The sequence below is a fragment of the Bartonella schoenbuchensis R1 genome (assembly GCF_002022685.1).
GTDB classification, from domain to species: Bacteria; Pseudomonadota; Alphaproteobacteria; order Rhizobiales; family Rhizobiaceae; genus Bartonella; species Bartonella schoenbuchensis.
The window spans coordinates 1,222,043-1,247,500 of sequence record NZ_CP019789.1; the positions used below are offsets into that span (position 1 = coordinate 1,222,043).

The following is a 25,458-nucleotide window of genomic DNA, read 5'->3' on the forward strand; positions in this document are numbered from 1 at the left end:
TTTTAAAACCAACTGTTGGCATCAATCTTAAATGATTTGGTTTCTTGTGGTTATTATTATAAAATAGTGACTATATAAATTAAAGAGGATCATTATGAAAATAATTGTCGCTGTCAAACGTGTTGTTGATTATAATATCAAAATACGTGTTAAACCCGATGGCACAGGTGTTGATCTATCCCATGTAAAAATGTCTATGAACCCTTTTGATGAAATCGCTGTAGAAGAAGCTATCCGGCAAAAAGAAGCTGGTAAAATTTCAGAAGTTGTTCTTGTTTCAATTGGGCCAGAAGCAGCACAAGAGACCTTACGAGCAGGACTTGCAATGGGTGCTGACCGCGCCATCCTTGTCAAAACTGAAGAAGTGCTTGAACCTTTAGCAATTGCTAAAACTCTTAAAACAATCATTCTTGAAGAAAAACCAACTATGGTTTTTTTAGGCAAACAAGCAATTGATGACGAAAGTAATCAAACCGGTCAAATGTTAGCAGCTCTGCTTGGTTGGGGGCAAGCAACATTTGCCTCACATTTAAACATAGAAAATCATCAAGCTATTATTACTCGCGAAGTAGATGGTGGTACGCAAACCATTTGCTTACCTCTTCCTGTTGTTATGACTACTGATTTGCGATTAAATGAGCCGCGTTATACTTCTCTTCCTAATATTATAAAAGCTAAAAAGAAACCTATTGAACAAAAGGCACTTGCTGATTTATGCGTAGATACGCGAGCACGTTTAACAGTGCTTAACATTGAAGAGCCTCAATCCCGTCAAGCAGGAATTAAAGTAGAAAATGTAGCAGAGCTTGTTAGTGCGCTCAAAAAAACAAATTGTATTTAAAATACGATAACAGATATATCAAAAGTAACAATGCATAAAAAGGCAATAACTTATGGCAATTCTCTTATTGGCCGAACATAATAATCATTCCTTATCAGAAGAAACTGCAAAAGCACTCACTGCTGCTCATTTAATTGGTGATGATGTTGATATTTTAGTCTGTGGAACAAAGGTTCAAGCGATTGCAGAAAATAGTGCCCAACTGGCTGGTGTTCGGCAAGTACTTGTTGCTGAAGCTGATTACCTAGCGCATCAATTAGCTGAACCTGTAGCAGCAACGATTATCGAGCTTGCCAATAACTATGATGTAATCATGGCAGCTTCCACAAGTATTGGCAAAAGTGTAATGCCGCGCGTAGCTGCTTTCCTTGACCTTATGCAAATTTCAGACATTATTGCTGTCGTTTCACCTGATACCTTTAAACGACCAATTTACGCAGGTAATGCCATTGAAACTGTGCGTGCAAATGACCGCCAAAAGATTATAACAGTGCGTACAGCCTCTTTCACTCCAACTCTTCAAGGAAATTTAGCTCCCATTAAAACAATAACACCAGCTCCTAACCCAAACCTTTCTTCTTTCGTAACAGAAGAGGCTAACAAAAGTGATCGCCCTAACCTTACATCAGCGCAAATTATTGTAGCAGGTGGACGTGGATTTGGCTCACAAGAGAAATTTATGGAACTACTTCTACCGCTCGCAAACAAACTAGGAGCTGCAGTGGGTGCTAGCCGTGCAGCAGTTGATGCAGGTTATGCTCCAAATGATTGGCAAATTGGACAAACAGGAAAAATCGTTGCTCCTCAACTCTATATTGCTATAGGCATCTCTGGTGCCATTCAGCATCTAGCAGGAATAATGGATGCACAAATCATTGTGGCTATTAATAAAGACGAAGAAGCCCCTATCATGCATATTGCTGATTACGCCCTCGTAGGTGATCTTCACCATATCATTCCTGAGTTAGAGAAAGCTTTATTATGAATGTACCTACACATCACCAACGTGAAAGTATGGAATTTGATGTAGTAATTGTAGGAGCAGGACCTGCAGGCCTTTCTGCCGCAATTCGTTTGAAACAAAACAACCCCAAGCTTTCTATTGTAATTCTCGAAAAAAGCTCAGAAATCGGTGCTCACATTCTATCAGGTGCAGTGGTTGATCCTATCGGCATAAATACACTTTTACCAGAATGGCAAAATGAACAAAATCATCCTTTCAAAACACCTGTCACTAGCGATCAATTTTTTCTACTGAAGCCAACAAGCACTAAAGTATTACCTAATATTTTTCTCCCAAAAATCTTATCAAATGATGGTTGTTATATCGTTTCACTGGGGAATGTTTGCCGTTGGTTAAGTAAAAAAGCCGAAGCGCTTGGCGTTGAAATTTATCCCGGATTTGCCATATCTCAGGTCCTTTATAATGATAAAGGAGCTGTTATTGGTGTTCTCACAGGTGATATGGGTATTGAAAAAGAAGGAACACCTGGAAAAAATTATATTCCTGGCATGGCTTTACTAGCAAAATATACCCTCATTGCTGAAGGAGCGCGTGGCTCAATTGCTAAACAACTTATACAAAAATTCGATCTTAGCAAGGACCGTGAACCACAAAAATTTGGTCTTGGTCTTAAAGAACTTTGGGAAGTTGACTCCTCAAAGCATAAACCTGGTTTAGTTCAGCATTTCATCGGCTGGCCATTGGATAACAACACTGGTGGTGGAGGTTTTCTTTATCATCAAGAAGACAATTTAATTTCTGTTGGCCTTGTTGTACACTTGGATTATAAAAATCCTTATCTCTCTCCTTTTGAAGAATTTCAACGTTTCAAAACACACCCCAAACTGTATGAACTTTTAAAGGGTGCAAAGCGCCTTGCTTATGGTGCACGTGTCATCAGCGAAGGTGGCTGGCAATCTGTACCAAAACTTACCTTTCCTGGTGGTGCACTCATTGGATGTTCTGCTGGCTTTGTTAATGTACCTCGTATAAAAGGCTCACATAATGCCATATTATCCGGTATACTAGCAGCTGACAAAATAGCTGATGCCCTTGCTCAAAATCGTGCCCATGATGAAGTCAAAGAGATCGAAGATCATTGGCGCAAAGGCCCTATCGGAAAAGATCTTTATATAGCACGTAATGCTAAGCCACTCTGGGCAAAATATGGCACAAAATACGGAATTAAACTTGCTATATTTGATATATGGTGGCAACAGATTTTTGGCTTTTCTTTATTTAGAACACTTCCTCATGGAAAGCCAGACTATGCATATTTGGAACCAGCAGAAAAATTTCAACCTATAGCTTATCCCAAGCCAGATGGTATTGTGACTTTTGATTGCCTTTCCAGTGTAGCACTTTCCAATACGCATCATACGGAAAATCAACCTTGCCATTTAAAAATAGCCTCACTGGAAAAACACAAGAACTCTGAATATGCAATCTATGGGGGACCTTCTACACGCTATTGCCCCGCTTGTGTCTATGAATGGCTAGACCATAATGATCATAAAATTTATATCATTAACGCCTCAAACTGCATCCATTGTAAAACATGTGATATTAAAGACCCTAACCAAAATATCAATTGGACTTGCCCGCAAGGAAGTGAAGGACCTTTTTACCCAAATATGTAATGAGTGCCTTATTATCTTTTTCCGAAAAAAAATTTAAAATCCTCATGTTCTAATAAAAATACAATTTTTATCCAGGTAAAATCCTAATCTATACCACTGATATATACGCTTATAAAAGCACATCTGACCTCACCCCTTAACCCACCTTCCAACCAACAGGACTCTTCTCTTATCAGAAAATGAAGCATAATCCTATTGATGGTCACGTTTAAAAATATAGCGCAATAGGATAATTCGTAATTATTTTATTATGCTGCAAATGAATGATCAAAAAATTGAAAATAGAGTAGAGAACGGCACATTATTTTATAATATTGACAGAATTTTTAAATTTTTGGTTATTTGCAGAAGTGTATAGAAAAATTCGTACAATGATTAAAAATAAATATTTATAATAAAATTTTGCAATGCATTTTCTATTTTTAAATTTGTTGTATGGAATTGATTTTGTATCTTAAATTGGCATTTTGAAAGAGACACAATATATTAATATTACACTGAAATTTTGTAACTTTTAACGAAGGAAATACTAAGGTGATTGACGTGAATATTTTTTCTCTTTATTGCTGCATTATCTAACATCTGTATAGAGAGGAAAGAGTGTGGTCCCTGTCACACGTGAAGCTATTCGTGAAGAACTGCGTAAAGTTAAAGGACCAAATTTTGAAAGCGATATTGTATCGCTTGGGTTGCTTTCAGAAATATTCATTACAGGTAGTAAGGTTTTCTTTTCCATTACGGTTCCCCGTGAACGCGCACAAGAATTAGAACCATTACGCCGCACTGCTGAAAAAGTAGTGTGTGCTATGGATGGAGTTGAAGCAGTTGTTGTCACGCTTACGGAAGAAAAACAATCGCCGACATTTTTTCAAACAGACAAAAATGCAGCTTTTTCTATGCAGAAGCGTAAAGCAAATGCATTGCCTATGAAAATGCCGATAGAAAATGTACGGCATATCATTGCTGTTGCTTCTGGAAAGGGGGAGTTGGTAAATCCACAATGGCAATAAATATTGCTTTGGCTTTACAAGATGCTGGTTTTAAAACGGGGTTGATGGATGCAGATATCTATGGCCCGTCTCTGCCACGTTTGACAGGGCTTGTAAATCAAAAACCACAATTGGTTGATGGCAAAAAAATTCAACCTCTTGAAAAGTTTGGCCTGAAATTAATGTCGATGGGCTTTTTAGTTGAAGAGGAAAAACCAATCGTGTGGCGTGGTCCTATGGTGATGGCAGCTGTAACTCAATTATTAAGAGATGTTTTATGGGGGCCTCTCGATGTTTTGGTAGTTGATATGCCACCTGGAACAGGGGATGCACAATTAACACTAGCCCAACAAGTGCCTTTAACGGGTGCGCTGATTGTTTCTACTCCGCAAGATCTTGCGTTAGTTGATGCACGCAAAGCTGTAGAAATGTTTACAAAAGTCAAAGTCCCCATTCTGGGGCTTATTGAAAATATGAGCTACTTTATTGCGCCTGATACGGGAAAACGCTATGATATTTTTGGCCATGGTACTGTGCGTGCAGAAGCAGAAAGCCGAGATATTTCCTTTTTGGCAGAAGTGCCACTTGATGCAACTTTCCGATTTTCTTCAGATGGTGGAGTACCAATTTTTGTTGCTGAGCCAGAAGGTAGGCATGCCAATCTTTACCGTACAATTGTTCATCAAATAAAGGGAAGATTTTCTTAATTTCATTGTTTTTTTGAGTAAAGTCTCACCCAAGGTAAAGTAATCCTAAAATATAAGGGAGTGTTTTAATGGTAACTATGATGCGTGAACGCCTGATTGTGGGGTTAGACGTTCCGGATATTAAACAAGCAGAAAAATTGATCACGCAATTGGGTGATTGTGTCAGCTGGTATAAAATCGGTTATCAGTTGTTTTTTTCTGGTGGAATGGAATTAGCCAAAGATCTTATTCAAGCGCAAAAAAAAGTATTTTTCGATATGAAATTGTTAGATATCGATCATACCGTTGCTAGAGCTGTAGAAAATATTGCAAAATTAGGTGTTTCAATGCTGACGATTCATGCATATCCAACAGCAATGAAAGCAGCTGTTACAGCGGCTAAAGGAAGTGATTTATGTTTGCTGGGGGTGACAGTCTTAACATCAATGGATGAGGCTGATTTAAAAAATGCTGGTTATAAAGACACTCCCCCAAAATTAGTGCTCAAAAGAGCTGAGCAAGCTCGAGAAGCAGGGATGGGTGGCATTGTTGCTTCAGCACTCGAAGCACAAGCTTTGCGAAGAGTTATTGGAACTGATATGGCATTAGTAACGCCGGGGATTCGCCCTCAGGGGAGTGATAAGAATGACCAAAAACGGGTTATGACACCAAGAAAAGCTTTGGATTCTGGTGCAAGCCATCTTGTTGTGGCGCGGCCTATTATTCAAGCTGTTGATCCTTTGGCTGCAACAAAGAAAATTTTGGCAGAAATGTCTGACGATTGTTCATAAGATTATTGCTAAAGTTTTGTAGAGAAAGCATTGGATATGCAAAAGAGTATGAGTGAAAAAGTATATTTTATAGGTTCTCATGCCTTTTGTGCACCAGTTATAGAGCCAGCGCTTTATTTAGTGGCAACACCTATCGGAAATCTTGCAGATATAACTATTCGTGCTTTACAAGTTCTTGCACAAGTCGACATTTTAGCTTGTGAGGATACGCGGGTAACACGTGTTTTGTTAGAACACTATGGTATTCAGAAAAAAACATTTCTTTATCATGAGCATAACGCACAAAAAGCAGGAGTAAAATTATTAGAAGCTTTAGCAGAAAATAAAACAGTAGCTCTTGTATCAGACGCTGGAACACCGCTTATTTCTGATCCAGGATTCAAATTAGTAAAAGAGGCGCGTAAAGCTGGTTACAAAATCGTTCCAATTCCCGGTGCATCAGCTCTTTTAGCTTCTATTATAACAACGGGGTTTCCTACAGATAGTTTTTTCTTTGCAGGTTTTTTAAGTGCGAAGAAAACGCAGCGCCAAAAACGGCTGGAACAATTAAAATCGATACCTACGACCTTAGTGTTTTATGAATCACCTCATCGTCTTGTAGAAACTTTGCAAGATATGGTTACTATTTTCACAGCCGACCGGTCAGCTGCAATATGCCGTGAATTAACAAAAAAATTTGAAACTATAGATGTCTCCAATTTAGGAAATTTAGTTGAAAAGTATGGAAAACAAGCTCGTATTCGTGGAGAAATTGTTATACTCGTTGGAGAAGCAACAGCATCTTTAGAGAAAATGAGTACTCAAGAAATTGATGCGATGTTACTAGAATTGCTTAAGATATATCCTGCAGCAAAGGCAGCTGCTTTAGTTGCAAAAAAAACAGGCTTGAAAAAACAAGAACTTTTCCAACGATCAACCCTTTTAAAGGGAGGATGAGATTTATGCAAAAAAAGCATAAAAAAATTCTTTTATAAAGGTATTCGAGCGGAAAAATGGGCAGCTTGGTGGTTGCGTTTAAAAGGGTTTCATATTGCTGAAATGCGTTTTAAAACAAAATGTGGGGAAATTGATTTAATTGCACGGCGTGGAAATCTTGTTTTAATTGTTGAGGTGAAAGCACGTTCAACATTAACTGAAGCAATGACTGCAGTTTGTCAGGTAAATGAAAAACGCATTATATCGGCGGCTAATGTTTGGTTAGCACGACAAAAAGATTACCCTCTTTTATGTGTGCGCTTTGACCTAATTGCAATTTTACCGTGGCGTTGGCCACATCATATTTCAGCATTTATTGAGTCTCATAGATAAAATCTTCTATGCTATTTTATTATATCAATCAAAAATATTTCTTTTTCGTATGCCTCTGTATTATATGAATGCTTCATAGTTTCATTGCTATAAAGAGCGAATAGATTAAGCTTAAAATATTTTAGATTGATTATTCTCATATATTCTATGTGTTGCTTCTTTTTAACAGACTATTCTTTTATTAACCAAATGGTGCAATGGAGCTAAAATAACTTTACTTACATTGCGGGTAGCCTGCTGAAGTGTTTAAGAATATTTATTACCAACTATTCGTGAATCAATAACAGTAAAGTATGTTAAGAGCTGATTTGAGATCCACTTTAAATTGTGAAAATGAGGAACGGAATGAAAGTTGGCTTTTTGGGAACGGGTACAATTAGCGCTGCAATGATTGATGGCTTAATGGCTAGCGCTTTTGAGGTGCATTCAATTATTGTTTCACCACGCAATACACAAATAGCAGGGCGCCTTTCCCGTGATTATGACAAGGTCATAATTGCTGAAAACAATCAAGCATTGCTAGACAGGTGCGATTGTGTTTTCCTTTGTCTGCGCAGCCAAGTTGCTGAAGAGATATTACGCCCTCTTCGTTTTTATCCAGAACAACTTGTTGTTTCTGTACTTGCAATGGCTAGAGCAGCAGATGTTGAGAAATGGATAAATCATAAAGTTTATCGTGCTATGCCTCTTCCTTTTGTAGCAGAATGCAAAAATTTAACACCAATCTATCCCGACCATCCATTTTTACGTGCCATGTTTGACAAATTAGGTGGCACATTGGCGCTTGAAAGCGAAGATCAGTTTAACCTTTTCATGACAGCTGGATCACTTATGGGGGTGTATTTTAATTTTATAGAAACAGCACATCAATGGTTGGTAACACAAGGAATAGAAAAACCTCAGTCAGCAGATTTTCTTAGCACGATGTTTGGAAATCTTGCTGATGAAATGCGCAAAACGACAAAAGCTCATTGTTCAACACCTATTGATTTTGCACTTCTTGAGAGAGAACTTTCAACCAAGGGAGGGACAAATGAACTTTTATCAAATTGTTTTTCTAACCAAGGCGGGCGGGCTGCTTTAATAACGGCCCTTAAAACAACTCTACAAAGAATTGAATCTTTATCCACAGATCAAAAAAATGCTTGAATAATATTTTTTAGTCTGATAGCGTACATAGAGTGATAGGTCATATTACATATCTGACAGACATGATGTCGTTCTATCATTAGCTATAAAATAGCATGTCCCTTTTTATTTTTTTTCGTTATAGGGACGCGATTATGGGTTCAAGTATACTTACTAATAGATCTGCGATGACTGCATTGCAGACACTTCGTGCAATTGATTCTAATTTAGACAAATCAAAAGACCGTATTTCAACAGGTCTGCGTATTAACAACGCTGGTGATAACGTAGCTTACTGGTCCATTTCATCAATGATGAAGCATGACAGTAATACAATGAGCACTGTTATTGATGCCATTAATTTGGGTAAAGAACAGGTGAGCATTGCTGCTACAGCTGTTGACCTCACCAAAGAAGCGCTTGATAATATCCAACAGTCATTGGTTACTGTTAATGGAAAAGGCGAGGTTGATGTTGCTAAGCTTCAAGATTCAATTAAAGCAAATATGACGAACATTTCGAATGCAGTTCAGTCTTCTTCATTTGCTGGTAAAAACATGCTTGCCAATGATGGTCAAACTGCTAGCATAGCTGCTGGTTATCGTCGTGAAGGTACAGCTGTCTATGTTGATATGATTGAAGTTGGTGGTGCAGAACTGAACTTTGGTGTTATGGGTGAAAATGGCATCATTGATATGTCAGAAGGTGTTTTGCAAAACATTTTTGGATTAGATGCAGAAAGTAATTTTGCTGGAGCCCTTGGAACTTTCAATGGGGCGGAAGAAACTTACAACGGCTTGGTAAATGACCTTGCAAAGGCGAAAGCTGATTTGGCGAAATTGGTGGCCATATATGGTGCTGAACCTGAAGAAGAAGATCCAGGACATGACGAAATAGAAACAGCCCAAGGTAAAGTAGAAGAAGCTGAAACAGCGCTGTACGGTAATCCAGATGATGATGATGACTTAGGAGGAGTCGGAACATTCAATGAAGCAAAAGATGCTTTTAAATTCGAAGCTAGTAATGTCACCTTAGCTGAATTTGTTCAAATGGAGAATGTTGGTGCAATGTCTGCAGAAGCACAAAATATCCTTCTAGGCCGCCTTCAAAATAAAGTGCGCGATGCAGTTGATCTAACTCTTACTGCGGGTGCTAAGATCGGTTCTGCAGTTAACTTAATGAACACTCAGCTCGAATTTGTTAAAAGATTGCTGGACAATGTTGATGCAGGGATTGGTTCAATGATTGATGCTGACATGAATGCAGAATCTGCAAAATTATCTGCTTTGCAAGTTCAGCAACAGCTTGGTGTTCAGGCTCTTTCTATTGCAAACCAAGGTAGTCAGAACATTTTATTGTTGTTCCGTAATTAATTCCATAGAGTTTTTACGTGAAAAAGGCTGCGCACCCGCGTGGCCTTTTTTATTAACTAATCGAATGATAAATATATTGCTTAAGTCAACAAACTTCTTGCACCTTTTAAAAATACGAAAAAATAATCTAAGATTGACTTTTTTATGCTTTTCCTTATAGGGTAGCATTTACCTTAGAATTATCTGATAGAATAAGATTATTCATCGAGCATATTATTTGCTATAGAACTAAGAAGGGCCGCACACAACGGTATTTGAATAAATGAAACGTACTTATCAACCCTCTAAACTTGTTCGTAAACGCCGCCATGGATTCCGTGCCCGTATGGCAACAGCTAGTGGGCGTAAAATCATTTCAGCTCGGCGTAATCGCGGACGGAAGCGGTTATCTGCTTGATTCTTTGAATTTTTATAACAGACTGCATGTTGTTAGTTATTTTTTCGTTATAAACCTTTGGTGCCTGTCTTTTCTGTAAAAGGCAGGCATTTAGTAAAGCTACGAAACGTCTTTCATGAAGCAAAAACACCCCTGCCGCATTCGTAAAAGAGCAGATTTTTTGGCTGTACGCACAGGAGAAAAACGACGTGGTCCTTTATTTCTACTTGAAATTAAACCCCGCGAACAAACAGCAGAAATAAAACATCCTCTTGTTGCACGTGTAGGCTTTACTGTAACGCGTAAAAATGGCAATGCCGTCAAACGTAATCGCATTAAAAGGCGTCTGCGTGAAGCCGTTCGAGTTGGACTAAAAGATAACATAGAAGCAGGAACTGATTATGTCATTGTTGCTCATCCCGATGCACTGCACGCACCGTTTTCATCTCTGATTAATGAATTAAACCGACGAATAAAGCCAAAAATTAAAAACCAGCAACGGCAATAGGATAAGTACAAATGGAATATAATCGTAATTTTTTTATCGCTATTGGATTGTCTCTTATTATTTTTGTTGCATGGCATTTTTTTTATGTTGCTCCCCAACAAGCAAAACTACAAGAAATGCAAATGGCACAGCAATTGTCAAAACAAAGTTCAGAAATTCCCTCAACTGATATGCATTTCTCTGATTCTGCTCAAATAAGTGGATCGGGATCTATATCTGATCGCCCTATGACACCTGAAAATCGTAGTGCAGAATTAGCCAAAACAAACCGTATTGCAATTAAAACTGATGAATTGGAAGGTTCCATTAATCTTGTTGGTGCACAATTTGATGACCTTTTCCTTAAAAAATATCGCTTAACTGTAGATAAGGGATCACCGGAAATTGCTTTGCTCAATCCCAATGGATTTAATACAACCTATCTTGCTGAATTTGGTTTTACGAGTTCATCTCTACCAGCAACAGCATTGCCACAATCTCACACACAGTGGCAAATAGAAGGTAAAAATACAACTCTAACCCCTTCAACACCTGTCACTTTAATCTACAACAATGGACAAGGACAAATTTTCCGTCGTACTCTCTCGATTGACAATCATTACATGTTCACTATTGAAGATTCTATCAAAAATGAAAGTGACAATCCTATATATCTTTCGCCTTATGCCCGAGTTGCACGTGCCGCTCCACCAGAATATACAAATGCAACTTATTTGCTCCATGAAGGTATGATTGGTATTGCGGGTGATTCACTCAAAACAGAAACATATAAAAATCTAGAAGAGCTCAACCCAAACCCTGAAAATGGTCAGAAAAGTATGATCTTCTCCAAAGTTACAGGAGGTTGGATTGGTATTACCGATAAATATTGGGCTGTAGTGGTTATTCCCCCACAAGATCAAGAATATACAAGCCGTTTTATTTATTTTAATCAACTAAATACCCACTATCAATCCGATTTACAAAGTTCTCTTTTAACAGTTGCCCCCAATGAAACAAAAACTATTACAAATCACCTCTTTGCGGGTGCAAAACAAGTTGAGATCATTAACCGTTATCAAAACCAATTAAAGATTAGGAAATTTGGTCTTTTAATTGATTGGGGTTGGTTTGATTTCATCACCAAACCAATGTTCGCTCTTATTGATATTTTTTATAAGCAAACAGGAAATTTTGGTATTGCCATTCTTCTTGTTACAGTGCTCTTGAAAGTACTTCTATTCCCACTTGCTAACAAATCTTATAAATCTATGGCGCGCATGAAATTAGTGCAACCAATGATGCAAGAAATAAAAGAAAAATATGCAGATGACCGAGTTAAACAGCAACAAGCAGTGATAGCGTTGTACAAAACCCAAAAAATCAATCCCCTTGCGGGCTGCTGGCCAATGTTAGTTCAATTTCCAATATTTTTTGCTCTTTATAAGGTTCTTTATATTACCATTGAAATGCGACATGCACCTTTCTTTGGCTGGATTCAAGATTTGGCAGCGCCTGATCCCACGTCTATTTTTAACCTATTTGGTTTATTACCCTATGAAGTGCCAACATTTCTTATCCTTGGTGCATGGCCTTTAATCATGGGAATAACAATGTTTCTGCAGATGCAGATGAACCCAACTCCCCCAGACCCAACACAAGCTATGATTTTCACATGGATGCCTGTCATTTTTACCTTTATGTTAGCTTCCTTCCCTGCTGGTCTTGTTATTTATTGGGCATGGAATAATACATTGTCAATTATTCAGCAAGGCATCATGATGAAACGTCAAGGCGTGAAAATTGAGCTTTTTAATAATCTTAAAGCCATGTTCCATAAGAAATCTAAAAAAGAAGGACGTAAATGACAAAACGTCCTACAACTTCTGGGATTTTTTTTTGCAATTGGATTTTCATTCGCAGTGTGCCTACAATACAATGTCTTCCACCTGAAGGACCCCCAGAAATTGCATTTGTAGGACGCTCTAACGTTGGAAAATCTTCCCTAATCAATGCATTAGTGCAGCAAAAAGGTTTAGCACGCACTTCAAATACACCAGGACGTACTCAAGAACTTAATTACTTTATACCTGAAAACTTAAGTGATCAGAAAGAAGACTTTCCCCCTATAGCACTTGTCGATATGCCGGGTTATGGTTTTGCCAAAGCTCCCCCAAGTTGTATTGAAGCGTGGACACGTCTGATCTTTGATTATTTGCGGGGCCGTACAACGCTCAAACGTGCTTATGTTTTAATTGACTCACGTCATGGAATTAAAAAAAATGATACAGATGTCTTAGATCTTCTGGATAAAGCAGCAGTTTCTTATCAAATTGTTTTAACAAAAAGTGATAAAATCAAACCAAATGCACTTGAAACCTTAGTAACTGCTACAAAAAAAAATATTTTAAAACATCCAGCTGCTTACCCAGAGCTGCTAATCACCTCTTCACAAAAAGCTTTAGGGTTAGAAGAATTGCGTGCAGCTATCTTGCAAGCAATTACGCAATAAGATGATATCTTCATTAAGAGATTATTAAACATAACTGTTAGCAATTACTAATGATCTTGTTCTTTCAACAAAGCACCTTTATAAAAATCCTGTTATCTTAAATATCTATCGACTCTATTTAAGCACGTAAATTATGCTCACACTTTTTCATCATCCCCTATCTTCTGCCTCTCGTTTTATACGTCTTATTCTCGAAGAATATGGTATAGCAACCCACCTTATTGAAGAGAATGAATGGGCAAGAAAACCTGAGTTCCTTGCACTTAATCCAGCGGGGCATTTGCCCGTTTTCCTTGCTGAACATGAAATACCATTATCGGGCGTCACTGTAATTTATGAATATTTAGATGAAACTCGTGGTAGTTTACGACCAGATAAACAATTTTTTCCAGCAAACCCTTTAGAACGCGCAGAAGTACGCCGTCTTAATGATTGGTTTTTAAACAAACTTGAAAATGAAGTGACGCGTCATATTGTGCGAGAACGAATCTATAAACGTGAAATGCCGTTAGCTATTGGTGGTGGAGCTCCTAATTCGCAAATTTTACGCAATGCACGTGCTAATATTCCACCACATATGAATTACTTGAATTGGCTTTGCACATCTCGTGATTGGTTAGCTGGATCTATACTCTCCTATGCAGATTTAGCAGCTGCAGCTTCTATTTCTATACTTGATTTTTTGGGAGAAATTGATTGGGAGCAATTTCCTTCTATTCGAGAATGGTATATGCGGATCAAATCTCGCCCCTCTTTTCGCCCTCTTTTAAATGATCGGATCCGTGGAATTACGCCCAGCTCCCATTACGCTGATCTGGACTTCTGATTTGTCAATGAATACTGTAATTTTTAGAACTATCTTATATTGACCAATAGAGAGCAATCTTAACTGGAATTTTTATCAAATTGTAAAAAAATCCCTGTATATTATTAATATAGAAGCAAGCATTCAACTTTGCTCATATAACAACTATAAATAATATTATTGGAATAATTTACATATAGGTAAACAAAACGGCGTTCTTAATTTTACAATTAATATAATTATATAACAGAAAGTTATTATTTATTGTAGTGAAATACAAAAATTACAATGTAATCTAAGAAATATACTTTGAAAATACTTCACCTACATTTTCAATATTTATTGTTATAATGATAAAAATATATTTCTTACAAAATTCTACATAAACAAGCCATCAGCTTAAACTGCTAAATGTGCTAAATTTAGCTTTATGTAAAAAAAAAGAATAGTTGGCAAAAAGAAAAGAATTTGCCTATAATCAAGGAGTAAAGTGTCATAAGGAGAAAAACATGCGCCTTGCAGTTGTTGGTGCCAATGGGAGAATGGGGCGTGCGTTGATTACAGCTCTCCAACATAAAAAAGGCGTAGAACTTTGTGGTGTTCTTGTGCGCAAGGGATCACCTTTTGTAGGGAAAGACGCCAGCGTATTGATTGGTTCAAACCTTCTTGGAATTCCAATCACTGATGATCCTGAAAAAGCCTTTTCTGACGCTGAAGGTATTTTAGACTTTTCCCAGCCACAAGCCACTATTATCTATGCTGATTATGCGGCCCAAAAAGGCATTGTTCACATTATAGGAACAACAGGATTTACCAAAGAAGAAGAGGCACAAATTGCAATTTCTGCGATGCACACAACCATTGTCAAATCTGGAAATATGAGCCTTGGAATTAATCTTTTGGCTAACCTTGTAAAGAAAGCAGCTAAAACATTAACATCTGAAGATTTTGATATTGAAATTTCTGAAATGCATCATTCTGGCAAAGTTGATGCTCCTTCTGGAACAGCTCTTCTTCTTGGAAATGCAGCAGCAGAAGGCCGCAATGTTCAGTTCCAAGATGTCTATGTCAGCGAACGCAAAAGCTCTACAGGCGCACGCAAAAAAGGCACCATTGGTTTTGCCTGTTTACGGGGTGGAACAGTTGTCGGGGACCATAGTGTTATTTTTGCAGGTCCAAATGAACACATTGTTCTTTCACATTCAGCACAAGAACGTTCTATTTTTGCCAACGGTGCATTAAAAGCAGCTCTGTGGGCAAAAAATCATAAAAATGGTCTTTATTCAATGCTGGATGTTTTAAACCTAAACGATTAACGTTAATCAATCAACTGCAGGAAATTTATAATGGGACGTACACTCGTATTAATCCGTCATGGGCAAAGTGAATGGAACCTTAAAAATCTTTTCACGGGTTGGAAAGACCCAGATTTGACAGAAAAAGGTCACGCAGAAGCAATAAAAGCAGGAAAAAAATTAAAAGAATCCGGCTTAAAATTTGATGTTGCTTATACATCAGCCTTACAGCGTGCACAAAAAACTGCTCAGCATATTTTAAAACAAACAGAACAAACAGATTTGCAATTGATAAAAAATTCAGCATTGAATGAGCGCGATTATGGTGATTTATCCGGCTTGAATAAAGATGATGCTTGTCAAAAATGGGGAAAAGAACAAGTGCATATATGGCGCCGTTCTTATGCCATTGCGCCACCTAATGGAGAAAGCCTGCGTGATACAGGTGCACGTGTCTGGCCTTATTATTTTTACCACATCCAACCCCATATTTTGCGCTCCCAAACTGTTTTAATTGTAGCACATGGTAATTCTCTTCGTGCTCTTATTATGGCACTTGAAGGTCTAAGCAATGAAGAAATTGTATCTCAAGAATTAGCGACCGGTGTCCCTATTGTTTATGACTTCAATTCTGATTCAACAATTTTATCAAAAAAAATCATTACGCCTTAAATCATTATAATTATAGTTTATAGAGATAAACACTTTAACTCTAATATTTTTAGTAGACTAATGATCATTGACAGAGTTACTTCTCAAGCTTAGATAAATTCTATTGCCCAGATGGCGGAATTGGTAGACGCGCAGGTTTCAGGTACCTGTACTGCAAGGTGTGGAGGTTCGAGTCCTCTTCTGGGCACCATTTTTTGTCTTTAATATATCGGAATATATAGATTTTTATTTAATTTGATAATTTTTAGACCATCTTTTAGTCTATCTTTTGCGGTTTATATAACTTTACCTAAATTGTTCCTATTTGCAGCTTATTTTATTTGAAAAAATAAGACTTTTTTTCTCCATCTTACTGCTCTACCTAGCTTATATAGTTCGGGAAAAGCTTCTTGCATCACCCAATTCGAACTTGTTGTTGATACGTTAAAAATTATGTATATTTACGTGTTGTGACATATCTATCGCCATCATTAAATATCATCTCGTTGCCTCTCTCTTTTTATATTACATAAACGGATGGTGGGAGCGCTCAAGAAGACATGTAAGTAAAAGAGCGCCCCCATAGCATTAAGCAGCTTGTATAAAGATTTGCATTTCTTGTTTTATTTCTTCTAAAAATGTTTTGACAGCTTTATTGATACGTTCAATTTGTTCATCATCGCGTGAGATGCGTTGAATCTTTATACACAAATGAGTGTGTTGGCCTTTAACCAAGGATTATACTGACAAAATCACACCATTTTCGCCCTGTGCAAGCCATTTGGAATTGCATTTGTAAGATATATTCAGGCTTGATTTTACCATCTAACAAAAAACGTACATGCGTTGTTGGTTGAGAATATTTGACCTTTATAAGGCCTCCATCCCCAATGAGACCATCAGGAATAGCGCTTGCCATTTCAATTGTAGGATGGGGAATAAATCCGCATCTGGTGACAGTAATCTCACGTTCGAGGCTGTACTTTTTAATTACCCTCTCTTTGCGTTTATTTCCCCATTTTATAGCTGGCATTTCATAAAATGATACTGTTTCACCTCTTAAACATTTTGTAATAAATCTGAGTTTGTACTCTTCATATTTACTTGTCGGCAAATCTTTAGCTATTTTACCTACAAAGCTGTCAATGTTTGAAGCTGTAAATTTTCCTAAATGAGCGTGAAACCATTCTGTTTGTATTTGTTTCATTAACTCTTTGATTTACAAAAACAATTCAACAGATACCCTCTCGTTTTGGAGATTATAATTAGCCTCATTTGTGGCAAATGATCTCGTGAATAAGATCAGCTACACCTTCTTCTTTATAAAAAGCTTCATCTTCTTCATAAAAAAAAGGACCAACAGAATCGAGGGCAAGACGTGCACATTGTTTAATTGCTTCATTCTGCAACATGCGAGCAGGATATTTCCGCCAATGTTCTGTGTCTTGTTTGCATTCTTTTAAATATTCGGATATTCTTATTGGATATTTAATGCCTTTCAAATACATAGCGCATGTAACAGAAAGCAGATTATCTTCATTATCGGTGTTTTTTTGAAGTTTTATATCATAGAGGTTAGGACTTGACTTAATCATCTTGATCCACCCAGCGGCAGTAGCAACTGGGATGATGCCATTTTTTTTAGGAACAGCATATATTTCTTTGTTTAGAGGGTTTAATCCATACCCATCGGCAAGATAAATAAAATCTTCAAAATCTTCCTCAGAAATATTGAAATTGATACATGTTTTGAAGAGTGCTTCACGAAATTCTTGTTCTGATAAATTATATTTTTGCGCTACTTTTGCTATGAAGGGAGTTTCCATTATTATTTTCCTTAATTTTGGATACACCTTACTTGTGGCGTGAAAAACGCGTGTATTGAAAAGGGTCGTGCTTTAATTGATATCTTTTTAATATGTGCACTGTCTTTGAATTTACTCCCTCAAGCATACTAATCCTTTGGCTGTGATTTTTGCGCTAGAAACGGTCTTTTCTATTCCACTGGATATTTAAGATGCGGATTACAATCCATTAATTTTTTTATTAATTTTACTTTAATTATGATAATAAAAACCCTCTTGGAATACAAGAATAAACCCAATAATAAATGTAAAAATAACTAATAAATCTTTAGGCTCTAATTCTAATATTTTTGCTACTTGGATTAAACTAAACAGTCTATAAAATCGTTAAACATTTAAGTTGTTCTGCCTTTAAGTTAACTCAGCAATGATATGATCCTTGCGCTCACTCACGTTAGCAAATATTTGTTTTAGGCTAATGAAGAATTCTAAAAGTTTAGGAGTAATTTTACTTATAATATTATTGTAAGGTAGGAAGTTTTATCTACAACACAAAAAAACAAGAAATATTAAGGGTAGTAGAAGATATTACTTATGCCGTTCCGTGAACAAAACATTTAAAACTTCAAGCTTCTTCTCATCTCCAGATGAAGCACAAGTTATACGCTTTATATCTTTATATCTTTCCCGGAAATGGTTAATCCAGTTATTATGTTATGATACTTATATTTCTGAGTGCATTAAGAATAGCCATCAATTTATCCACAAAAGATCTTTTCCTCCTTTTGGCAGCTTGTATTTATACACGAAAGAAAACAGGACAATCTTTTCATATTACAGCTATTTATAACATTAAGCATTGCTGAGTCAGAAGCTGGAAGAAGAGTAAGAATAACAATCCAAATAAAATGACTTGATGTCTGCATCAACGTATTGGAGGAGTGCTACCTAAACTGAAAGAGTGTGTTATTGTACTCCCTCTTAAAGAAATTAAAAACAAAGTGATATATTGTTAAAATCGTTTTGATTATTTATATAAAAAACCGAAAACAAGCACATATAAGCTTATCTTGCATAAAAAGCTTCGAAATATATTGTAAAGCATTGTTTTTAAGACAAAGAAAAAATCAACATTTTGTAAATTTTTTGATGTAAAAATAACATTACGTATTTAAATATTACCTTTGGAGAAAAATATGAATACAAAATGTTTAATAGCTACATCTATTTTCACTTTAGCTGCAATTTCTTTAGTACAAGCAGCAGATAGTATAGTTTTTAAAGAAAATTATAAAATGGGTGTTTCACCAATTGTTAGACCACCTACTTTTTCTTGGAATGGTTTTTATATTGGGGGACAAGTTGGTGGTTTCTCAAGTAAGATTTCCGCGATGAGTCATGATAATGATATTCCCTTACTTCCTGATAAGAGTGGTAGACCTAAAAAATGGGTTCCAGTTAATGAAAAATTTTTGCCTAAACTTTCTGGTTTCATAGGTGGTTTTTATGCAGGTTCCAATGTTGATCTCAGTAATGGTCTTATCCTAAGCATTGATACGGATATAATTCTATCTGCACGAAAAAATACAAACACTATCGTAATTACCCCCCATCTACAGACGATAATATGCCAGAAGAAAGTAACTTAATACCGAATCATGAGAATAGCCAATATCGACTGTCTAGAAGAGATGTCCAATTAAGAGAAAATACAATTGATATAGAAGAGGCAGAAAAAACTATCATAACATTTAAGTATACTTTAAACCAAAAATGGACAGGTGCCACACGGATACGTATCGGTTTTGCTGCTGATCGTATTATGCCTTATATCGCTGGTGGTGTTGCTTATGGACAGTTCCAAAATATTCTATCGCTATCAAGCACAGCAACACATGACAAAGAGCTTAATAATATGTCGGATGAAACAAAAACAATGATCGGTTATACTTTTGGTGCGGGTATTGATTTTGCAATGACCGATGATATTATTTTGCGTGCAGAGTATCGTTATTCGGATTTCGGAAAAAAGAAATTTGCTAAAGATAGCTTTGAACTTCATTACAAGACTAATGATTTTCGTGCTGGAGTATCTTATAAATTCTAATTTCTTGTATGTTGTATAACTTAATCACTAAAAAGCCTTGTCTCTGACAAGGCTTTTTATTTGTAACATTTTTTCTATAAAAAATTATTATACAGTATAATTAAACTTGGCATAAGAAACATATTCCCATATATCGCAATAAATCAAACTTTGGAAAAAATAAACAACTTCAGTTGTTTAACCAGCTATATTGATAGATTCAAAATATTTTTGAAACACTTATATATCAAAGCCAATAACTAAAAATTTATCAAACTATTCTTAGTATGAACATCGCATATCATTCTAATAAGGTAGAGTGTTGTTCAAAAAAAATCTTTCACATATAATTTTTTGCCACTGAATTCCATTGAACAAGCAAAAATAGTTTTAACAATCTCAAATACATTGATGTTATTTTTGCCATTCAGTTCCGTAAGTTTAGGTCAAAATTGTAATGGCGATAAGCTAAGTTACTAAGTTTTACATATTTCGCCATGCATTACTTACTCCTAATTACTAGTTTTTCTCTCTATTAAAGAACACTATTTTTGAGCCTCTCTTTCCCTCTTAATTTTTCTTTTTATAACCTGTAACACTAGTGCTTATTGGCGTTTTGTCTCAAACAAGTAAACACCATTAATAGAGCTTTTTTATTTCTAACGTGTATTCTTATCACGTTTGGACCATTGTGAGCACTCTTTCCAAAACAGTATAATTCTTATCTGCTCTATCAGCAAAAGCATCAATGTGCTCAAAAAAGATAAGAACAATATCATCGTTTATTGTTCTATAACTTTGATCAGCATCAGCAATTTATTTATAACCCCACAAAGCGGACATAACAAAAATTGCTCAATGCGGCCGCCAATAAAGAAAATAATAATATATTCCTAGCACACCATAAATACTATAATATGCCCTCATCATCTTTACAGGCAAGAACAGTACAACCATTCACAAGAGCTCATCTTACAAAAGTTCCCAAACCTAAAATCACAATAAAAGGCCCCATTACACCGCTATAACACTGTACTATTCCTTAAAGATCATCACATTATTGACCCCTTTAGTAAATAGATTATTATAAATGATCGTGGCAATGAGACGCTTTATTTTCAAGGTTTATTTAAAACGGATATAGCTCTCTAAAGACCTGGCATCATCAGGCGTACCCTTTCCTTCTATCAATATCTCCCTAGATTGAAACATAGACGCAGATCATGCGTTGTATATCAATACTCATAGAAGGAGATAAACAAATGGAAACGCGCATTCCAACAGACACATCATTAAATCCACATTTTTATGGAGAAAAAATTGTGGAACCTCAGCGTCCACTATTTCATAGGCCTCTTTCTTGGTCAGCTCTTTTTGCAGGACTGATTACGGCTATTGCTACTTCAATTTGCTTTTCTTTTTTGCTTGCAGCTTTAGGTTTAGGACAAATTGACCTTTATTCTTCTGCACCTTTTGGAGGGGTTTTGATGTCTGTTGGCATCGGTTCCATTATTGTGATGTTTCTTAGTCTTGCTATTGGGGGCTTTGTTGCTGGATATTTTGCAAAACAAGCAGGAGCAGCACATGGCTTCTTAACCTGGGCTCTTCTCATGCTTCTTATAACACTTCAGACAACTCTGTTCGTTTCCGGAGCAGCACACATGGGGGCTCAAACCCTCTCAAGCGTTGCATCTAGCTCTAAAAACGCTATTTCTAGCCTAGGAAAAGGGATTAGTACCCTCTTCTCATCTTCAGATTATGATTATTTTAACAAACTGTTGAGCGATAAAAATAGCCATAAAATTGATTTTGACAAACTAGGTAAAGATTTACGAACAGTACTTAATGAAAGTAATATTCCAGCTCTTAACCCTGAACGTTTGAATAGCGTTTATAAAGAAAGCTTAGATGATATACAGTCTGTCATCACAGCTTTGATGCATAATCCTACCGGTTATTCTGTATATCTTAAGAAATTAGGAAATCGTTTATCTAGCCGCCTTGAAACGATTACAGATAATATTGATCGCAAAGATGTCATCCGCGCTCTTACGAGCAATGGCATGACCCAGGCTGAAGCTGAACACACTGCAGACCGTGCAATCACTCTTTATCAAGAAGCACGGGTAAAAACTGAACAGGCAATCAAAAATTTCAACCAACAAGTCGACACACTGTCTCATCACCTTGAAGAAACAGCAAAGAGCGCTCAAAGCTTTGCAGACAAAGCTATTGGAACAGCTTCTACAATTGGGTGGTGGAGTTTTTTAGGTAGCCTTATCGGAGCTGTCATTGCGACTGTATGTGGCTATTATGGTGCCAAAAGCCGTAAACATTGCTGCCTACTTAAAAGCTTTGCTTAAAAAGCACTGCTGTAATGGATCATAATTGATCATCACAACAAGAAAGCTGCTAACTCATAGCAGCTTTCTTTCTTAAAAGGAGAAACAATTACCCTAGCATTTCGAAAAGATGGATAAGTACATGCTTGAAACACCTACCAACTTATAAAAAATATAATACTTTATCATTAGAGAAGAGTTTATTAATAAGCTAATATTTTTGCATGCTAGATTTGTGAATTAGCTAAAAATAGAGTGACTATACACATTACTTAAGCGTTGTAGCCAATTTTTCCATCTGTCAGAAACACAGGTAAGATCTGACAAGAAAGCCTTTTGCCTTTTTCACAAGTGTTTTTATTGTCCTAGTGTAATATGCACGATAACCAAAGGGATAAACGAAAATACAAAAGGATTCTTTGCAAAATGTATGACACTTTTTAAAAACTAAAGAAACACCACTGAGCTTAAATTGAATACCTATCAACATACCTATACCAACACTCACAAGCGACATCATAATCATTCCTTTTTACAAAATGACCATATGACCTTTCTGGCCTTGAGCTTAAACAGATTATTGAGCACAGCAACAACATCTTTTACAATAATCATGCAGGAATAAGAACAAACGCTTTGAGCCTTATCATTTATATACCCTAGACATTTAAACGAAACAGATACACCCATTTACCGTCTGTATATAAAGGAACAACAGAAAGACAAACAGCCTCTCACCCCTTTTATAAAGACATGGCAGACATATAAGAACTGTGCAAACATAAGAACTATGTATTGTACTATGAAGAGAGAAGAAACTTGTAGAGAAACGGTCAAATAAAAATATTTTACGGCAGATATAAAAACTCTTAAAGCAAAATACACAAAAGCAATAAGAAGCAATTATTGATTTGCCACAGTGATGTTTTTCTGGGGAGAGAGTGCAAATTTTGTCAGGATTTTTTTTGGTTGCGGGGGCAGGATTTGAACCTGCGGCCTTCAGGTTATGAGCCTGACGAGCTACCGGGCTGCTCCACCCCGCGCCATTGCAGAGATCTTACAGTTATTGTGACGATGATGTTTGTAACAAAATCACTTGACTGCTAACCTCTATTGGAAACTGTTTGAGAAGACCATTGTATGTTTTTAACAGACCTGGCAGTGACTTACTCTCCCGTGCCTTAAGACACAGTACCATCAGCGCTGGAACGTTTCACGGCCGAGTTCGGGATGGGGATCGGGTGCAGGCATTCCGCCATAACCACCAAGTCAGCTAAGAACATATCAATGAACGAGAACTGGTTTTTTTGCTTAGTTTTTTTTTGAGTTTTTTGAGTTTTTTGAGTTTTTTTAGAATGAATATAGGGAATGGGAACGATCAAGCCTATCGAACGATTAGTATCAGTAAGCTTCATATGTTACCACACTTCCACACCTGACCTATCAACGTGGTGATCTTCCACGGTTCTCAGGGAATACTCGTTTTCAGGTGGGTTTCCCGCTTAGATGCTTTCAGCGGTTATCCCGTCCGTATATAGCTACCCTGCTATGCGGCTGGCGCCACAACAGGTCCACCAGAGATACGTCCATCCCGGTCCTCTCGTACTAGGGACAGATCCTGTCAATATTCCTACACCCACGGCAGATAGGGACCGAACTGTCTCACGACGTTCTGAACCCAACTCACGTACCGCTTTAAATGGCGAACAGCCATACCCTTGGGACCTGCTCCAGCCCCAGGATGCGATGAGTCGACATCGAGGTGCCAAACAACCCCGTCGATATGAACTCTTGGGGGTCATCAGCCTGTTATCCCCGGCGTACCTTTTATCCGTTGAGCGATGGCCCTTCCACACGGGACCACCGGATCACTATGACCGTCTTTCGACTCTGTTCGACTTGTCAGTCTCACAGTCAGGCAGGCTTATGCCATTGCACTCAACGAACGATTTCCGACCGTTCTGAGCCTACCTTCGCGCGCCTCCGTTACTCTTTAGGAGGCGACCGCCCCAGTCAAACTACCCACCATACACTGTCTTGAATCCGGATAACGGACTGCAGTTAGACATCCATATCCATAAGGGTGGTATTTCAAGGATGACTCCACAAGAGCTGACGCCCCTGCTTCAAAGTCTACCACCTATCCTACACAGATAGACACAAATGCCAGTGTAAAGCTATAGTAAAGGTGCACGGGGTCTTTCCGTCTAACCGCAGGAACCCCGCATCTTCACGGGGAATTCAATTTCACTGAGTCTACGTTGGAGACAGCGGGGAAGTCGTTACGCCATTCGTGCAGGTCGGAACTTACCCGACAAGGAATTTCGCTACCTTAGGACCGTTATAGTTACGGCCGCCGTTTACTGGGGCTTCAATTCGATGCTTGCACATCTCCTCTTAACCTTCCAGCACCGGGCAGGCGTCAGACCCTATACATCGTCTTGCGACTTCGCAGAGCCCTGTGTTTTTGGTAAACAGTCGCTACCCCCTGGTCTGTGCCACCCTTTAACGGTTGCCCGAAAAAGGGTCACGCTTCTTCCGAAGTTACGCGTGCAATTTGCCGAGTTCCTTCAACGTAGTTCTCTCAAGCGCCTTGGTATTCTCTACCTGTCCACCTGTGTCGGTTTCGGGTACGGTCTATACGTGGGAGCTATTTCCTGGGACTACTTCACTGCAAGATCAATCCCATAAGACCTTACAATATACGCAATCCGTCACTTCCCACAGGTCCACGAATATTAACGTGGTTCCCATCGACTACGCCTTTCGGCCTCGCCTTAGGGGCCGACTCACCCTGCTCAGATTAACTTTAAGCAGGAACCCTTGGACTTTCGGCGAGGGAGTCTCTCACTCCCTTTATCGTTACTCATGTCAGCATTCTCACTTCCGATACCTCCAGGAGCTCTCACGAGTCTCCCTTCACAGGCTTACGGAACGCTCCGCTACCACTTACTCATAAGAGTAAATCCACAGCTTCGGTGTATGGCTTTAGCCCCGTTACATTTTCGGCGCAAAGACCCTTATTTAGACCAGTGAGCTGTTACGCTTTCTTTAAATGATGGCTGCTTCTAAGCCAACATCCTGGTTGTTTTGGGATCCTCACATCCTTTCCCACTTAGCCATAACTTAGGGACCTTAGATGGTGGTTAGGGTTGTTGCCCTTTCCACGACGGACGTTAGCACCCGCCGTGTGTCTGCCAGTGAGTTCTTCCAGGTATTCGGAGTTTGGTTAGGTTTGGTAATCCGGTGAGGACCCCTAGCCCATCCAGTGCTCTACCCCCTGGAGAATTACACTAACGCTCTACCTAAATAGATTTCGCGGAGAACCAGCTATTTCCGA

Annotated in this window: 17 protein-coding genes, 2 tRNA genes, 2 rRNA genes and 4 pseudogenes (1 of these 25 running past the window's edge); 19 read left to right on the top strand and 6 right to left on the bottom strand. The window is 37.8% G+C overall.

The features are described from left to right. The first annotated feature begins 94 nt into the window (after window positions 1-94). The 17 genes and pseudogenes from BscR1v2_RS05375 to BscR1v2_RS05455 all read left to right on the top strand — a co-directional run bounded on the left by BscR1v2_RS05375 (window position 95) and on the right by BscR1v2_RS05455 (window position 16,096). Window positions 95-841 (top strand): electron transfer flavoprotein subunit beta/FixA family protein, encoded by a 747-nt coding sequence (locus BscR1v2_RS05375; RefSeq protein ID WP_010704094.1) that lies wholly within the window; start codon window positions 95-97, stop codon window positions 839-841. Window positions 842-893: 52 nt separating this feature from the next. Further along, window positions 894-1,826: an electron transfer flavoprotein subunit alpha/FixB family protein gene (locus tag BscR1v2_RS05380; RefSeq protein ID WP_078690009.1), complete on the top strand. Its 933-nt coding sequence runs from the start codon at window positions 894-896 to the stop codon at window positions 1,824-1,826. Beyond that, a complete protein-coding gene (locus tag BscR1v2_RS05385; protein ID WP_078690010.1) occupies window positions 1,823-3,484 on the top strand; it encodes an electron transfer flavoprotein-ubiquinone oxidoreductase in 1,662 nt (553 codons plus the stop codon). Before BscR1v2_RS05380 ends, BscR1v2_RS05385 begins: the two co-directional genes overlap by 4 nt. A gap of 602 nt (window positions 3,485-4,086) precedes the next feature. Beyond that, window positions 4,087-5,180, top strand: a pseudogene (locus tag BscR1v2_RS05390) (Mrp/NBP35 family ATP-binding protein). Between the two features lie 68 nt (window positions 5,181-5,248). Next, complete coding sequence (gene pyrF / locus BscR1v2_RS05395; protein ID WP_078690011.1) at window positions 5,249-5,950, top strand: orotidine-5'-phosphate decarboxylase; 702 nt, start codon at window positions 5,249-5,251, stop codon at window positions 5,948-5,950. 48 nt (window positions 5,951-5,998) lie between these two features. Further along, the gene (gene rsmI, locus BscR1v2_RS05400; protein ID WP_078690012.1) at window positions 5,999-6,886 is read left to right on the top strand and encodes a 16S rRNA (cytidine(1402)-2'-O)-methyltransferase; all 888 of its coding nucleotides are present in this window, start codon (window positions 5,999-6,001) and stop codon (window positions 6,884-6,886) included. A gap of 18 nt (window positions 6,887-6,904) precedes the next feature. Then, window positions 6,905-7,258, top strand: a complete 354-nt coding sequence (locus BscR1v2_RS05405; protein ID WP_078690013.1) for a YraN family protein — start codon at window positions 6,905-6,907, stop codon at window positions 7,256-7,258. Between the two features lie 345 nt (window positions 7,259-7,603). Beyond that, on the top strand, window positions 7,604-8,407 hold the full coding sequence (locus BscR1v2_RS05410; RefSeq protein WP_078690014.1) for a pyrroline-5-carboxylate reductase: 804 nt from the start codon (window positions 7,604-7,606) through the stop codon (window positions 8,405-8,407). Between the two features lie 134 nt (window positions 8,408-8,541). Further along, complete coding sequence (locus tag BscR1v2_RS08465; protein WP_078690015.1) at window positions 8,542-9,759, top strand: flagellin N-terminal helical domain-containing protein; 1,218 nt, start codon at window positions 8,542-8,544, stop codon at window positions 9,757-9,759. 262 nt (window positions 9,760-10,021) lie between these two features. Further along, complete coding sequence (rpmH, locus tag BscR1v2_RS05420; RefSeq protein WP_007476702.1) at window positions 10,022-10,156, top strand: 50S ribosomal protein L34; 135 nt, start codon at window positions 10,022-10,024, stop codon at window positions 10,154-10,156. Between the two features lie 115 nt (window positions 10,157-10,271). Next, window positions 10,272-10,643 carry a ribonuclease P protein component gene (gene rnpA, locus BscR1v2_RS05425; RefSeq protein ID WP_078690016.1) on the top strand — a complete coding sequence of 124 codons (372 nt, stop codon included), beginning with the start codon at window positions 10,272-10,274 and terminating at the stop codon, window positions 10,641-10,643. Between the two features lie 11 nt (window positions 10,644-10,654). Continuing rightward, complete coding sequence (yidC, locus tag BscR1v2_RS05430) at window positions 10,655-12,490, top strand: membrane protein insertase YidC (protein WP_078690017.1); 1,836 nt, start codon at window positions 10,655-10,657, stop codon at window positions 12,488-12,490. Continuing rightward, window positions 12,487-13,134, top strand: coding sequence for a ribosome biogenesis GTP-binding protein YihA/YsxC (yihA, locus tag BscR1v2_RS05435; RefSeq protein ID WP_078690018.1), 648 nt, complete (start codon window positions 12,487-12,489; stop codon window positions 13,132-13,134). Before yidC ends, yihA begins: the two co-directional genes overlap by 4 nt. 133 nt (window positions 13,135-13,267) lie before the next feature. After that, a complete protein-coding gene (locus BscR1v2_RS05440) occupies window positions 13,268-13,960 on the top strand; it encodes a glutathione S-transferase family protein (RefSeq protein ID WP_078690019.1) in 693 nt (230 codons plus the stop codon). A 488-nt stretch (window positions 13,961-14,448) separates the two neighbouring features. Beyond that, complete coding sequence (gene dapB / locus BscR1v2_RS05445; RefSeq protein WP_078690020.1) at window positions 14,449-15,255, top strand: 4-hydroxy-tetrahydrodipicolinate reductase; 807 nt, start codon at window positions 14,449-14,451, stop codon at window positions 15,253-15,255. A 30-nt stretch (window positions 15,256-15,285) separates the two neighbouring features. Further along, complete coding sequence (locus tag BscR1v2_RS05450) at window positions 15,286-15,906, top strand: 2,3-bisphosphoglycerate-dependent phosphoglycerate mutase (RefSeq protein WP_078690021.1); 621 nt, start codon at window positions 15,286-15,288, stop codon at window positions 15,904-15,906. A 105-nt stretch (window positions 15,907-16,011) separates the two neighbouring features. Next, a tRNA-Leu gene (locus tag BscR1v2_RS05455) sits at window positions 16,012-16,096 on the top strand. Between the two features lie 121 nt (window positions 16,097-16,217). Here the strand turns inward: BscR1v2_RS05455 and BscR1v2_RS08285 are convergent. The 3 genes and pseudogenes from BscR1v2_RS08285 to BscR1v2_RS05470 all read right to left on the bottom strand — a co-directional run bounded on the left by BscR1v2_RS08285 (window position 16,218) and on the right by BscR1v2_RS05470 (window position 17,711). Continuing rightward, window positions 16,218-16,387 (bottom strand): annotated as a pseudogene (locus BscR1v2_RS08285) (helix-turn-helix transcriptional regulator). A gap of 86 nt (window positions 16,388-16,473) precedes the next feature. Next, window positions 16,474-17,092: pseudogene (locus tag BscR1v2_RS05465) on the bottom strand (lambda exonuclease family protein). Between the two features lie 64 nt (window positions 17,093-17,156). Next, window positions 17,157-17,711, bottom strand: a complete 555-nt coding sequence (locus BscR1v2_RS05470) for a recombinase RecT (protein WP_078690022.1) — start codon at window positions 17,709-17,711, stop codon at window positions 17,157-17,159. Between the two features lie 1,175 nt (window positions 17,712-18,886). Here BscR1v2_RS05470 and BscR1v2_RS08565 point away from each other — a divergent pair. Together BscR1v2_RS08565 and BscR1v2_RS05485 are read left to right on the top strand one after the other, a co-directional pair. Continuing rightward, window positions 18,887-19,797: pseudogene (locus tag BscR1v2_RS08565) on the top strand (outer membrane protein). 1,241 nt (window positions 19,798-21,038) lie between these two features. Continuing rightward, window positions 21,039-22,139 carry a YrzE family protein gene (locus tag BscR1v2_RS05485; protein WP_078690025.1) on the top strand — a complete coding sequence of 367 codons (1,101 nt, stop codon included), beginning with the start codon at window positions 21,039-21,041 and terminating at the stop codon, window positions 22,137-22,139. 945 nt (window positions 22,140-23,084) lie between these two features. Here BscR1v2_RS05485 and BscR1v2_RS05495 read toward each other — a convergent pair. From BscR1v2_RS05495 to BscR1v2_RS05505, 3 genes are all read right to left on the bottom strand, one after another. After that, window positions 23,085-23,161, bottom strand: a tRNA-Met gene (locus tag BscR1v2_RS05495). 110 nt (window positions 23,162-23,271) lie between these two features. Beyond that, window positions 23,272-23,387, bottom strand: a 5S ribosomal RNA gene (gene rrf, locus BscR1v2_RS05500). A gap of 105 nt (window positions 23,388-23,492) precedes the next feature. Continuing rightward, window positions 23,493-25,458, bottom strand: a 23S ribosomal RNA gene (locus BscR1v2_RS05505) (it continues 845 nt past the right edge of the window).